The organism is Halanaerobium sp. (assembly GCF_003070835.1).
The window spans coordinates 1-2,333 of the sequence record NZ_QBLR01000422.1 but is presented as its reverse complement, the minus strand read 5'-3'; the positions used below and the strand labels follow the sequence as shown (position 1 = coordinate 2,333).

At 34.2% G+C, this 2,333-nt stretch carries 2 protein-coding genes; both read right to left on the bottom strand.

What is annotated here, in order from left to right:
- Positions 1 to 37 precede the first annotated feature (37 nt).
- On the bottom strand, positions 38 to 538 hold the full coding sequence (locus tag CI949_RS19950; RefSeq protein WP_290769700.1) for a nitroreductase family protein: 501 nt from the start codon (positions 536 to 538) through the stop codon (positions 38 to 40).
- A 105-nt stretch (positions 539 to 643) separates the two neighbouring features.
- Complete coding sequence (locus tag CI949_RS19945; protein WP_290769697.1) at positions 644 to 2,119, bottom strand: sodium-dependent transporter; 1,476 nt, start codon at positions 2,117 to 2,119, stop codon at positions 644 to 646.
- Positions 2,120 to 2,333: the final 214 nt, after the last annotated feature.

Below are 2,333 nucleotides of genomic sequence, written 5' to 3'. Positions count from 1 at the left end.
ATCATAAAAAATAAAACTGTAAATCAAAAATCTAAGCTTACCATTTCTCCTGATGAATTATATCATCACTCAATCTATCTACCTCTCCTTTTTCTTCAGCAGGATAACCAATTGAAATTAAAGAAAGTGTTTTTACATTTTCAGGTACTTCTAAATACTCACTTATTACCCTTTCTCTATCTTCAGCCGGATGACAGCCAATCCAGACAGCACCCAGCTCCAGAGAAACGGCCTCCAGCAAAATATTTTGAGTAGCTGCTGAACAGTCCTGCACCCAAAAACCATCATATTTCTGCTCATTCAAATCAGCACAGACTGCAACTGCCAGTGGTGCTTCTTTTAACATTTTGGCATAAGGATGAATTTCAGCCAGCTGGTCAAGGTGTTCTCTTGCTTTAATCACAATAAAATGCCAGGGCTGTTCATTACCAGCTGAAGGGGCTGCGACTGCTGCTTTCAGCAATTTTTGAATTTTTTCTTCTTCAACCTTTTTATCCAAATATTTTCTAATACTTCTGCGTTTGAAAATTTCTTTCATTTCTTATCTCCTCCCCTGCTAATATTATATAATTTATTTTGAAAAAATCAAAAAGTCCCCAGCCTAAACTGAGGACTTAATTTCAATAATTAAATTATACAAAAATTACACTTGGTTTTTACTATTATTAGCAATTAAGACTGCAAATATTACAAGCAGTGCAGCAACAAGCCAGCCAAAGGTAAGAAGTTCACTCATTGGATATCCTCCATAAGCAGCACTAAATTCTGAAATTGTATTTTGAATAAATCCAATACCAATAAATAAAGGTGCTACTACCTTAATCATCGTCTTCCAGCCGTTACCAATATGCAGATCAGAACTTACATTCATATTATCTTTAATTTTGTCCAAATCAAAAGCATAACTTAAAACCAGCATTTCTACCAGTCCAACTACCAGTAATCCAAAAATATTAACGAAATGATCAACAATATCTAAGATAGCTAAACCACCCTGGGTAACCATTGGTACCCCAAGCAAAAATCCAACTATCGAAACTATAGTTATAGCTTTTTTACGACTTACACTAAAGTTGTCGATCAAAGAAGAGACTACTGATTCAATAAGAGAGATACTAGATGAAAGCCCTGCAATTGTTAAAGAAAAGAAAAAGGCAAAACCAAATAACTGTGGTAAGCCCGGCAATAAATTTATAGCCTTTGGAAAAGCGATAAAAGCAAGTCCAATACCAGAAGTTGCCACATCTCCAATTGCTACTCCCTGCTGTGTAGCCATATATCCAAGTATACCAAAAACACCAAAACCTACTACTATACTAAAAACGCTATTTGCTAAAGCAGCAATAATTCCATTTTTAACTACATCTGATTTTTTAGGCAGATAACTGGAATAAGCAATCATAATTCCAAAGCCAAGACTTAAGGTAAAGAAGATCTGTCCATAAGCACCAACCCAGATATTCCAATCCAAAATTTTGGAAAAATCAGGTGTAATAAATGCTTTTACTCCTTCCATTGCTCCCGGAAGTGTAACTCCTCTAAATACAATTACTAGAACCATCGCAGCTAAAAGAGGCATAAAAATCTTACTCGCTTTTTCAATTCCCTTTTCCACTCCACCAGCAATGATTAAATAATTAATTAACCAGATTGCAAGTAAAGCAAAAAATATTGGCCACTGAATTCCACCTAATTCAAAAGCACTACCAGAAAAATTCAGAAATTCACCAAAGAAAAATCCTTCTGGATCAGCTGTCCAACCCAGCGAAAATGATTCAAACACAAATAACAAACTCCAGGCTATAATAACAATATAATAAACTGTTACTACAAAAGCAATTAATATTGACCACCAGCCAACCCATTCAAATTTTTCGTTAATTTTACGAAAAGAGCTGGGGGCAGAGTTTCTTGTAAAAAATCCAAAACCCATTTCAAGTAATAATAGCGGTATACCTGCAGTTATTAGGGCAAATAAATACGGAAATAAGAATGCTCCACCACCATTTTCATATGCCTGATATGAAAAACGCCAGATATTACCAAGCCCTACTGCTGAACCAATTGTTGCTAAAATAAAACCAAGTCTACTTCCCCATTGATCACGTTTCTGTTCCATTTCATTTTCCTCCTTGTCTTCTTTTCTACTCATTTTTACCTGATATATCCTGGCTCAGCTAAACTAAAATTTAAAATATACTCAAAATAACATTATAGCTCATCTAAAAATACAATCAACAACTTACTTCTAAATAATAATTACTTTTGTTAATTTTATTGATTGTATACTATTCTCAACTCATCTATTCAGGTTGAATGTATTATAACAAATA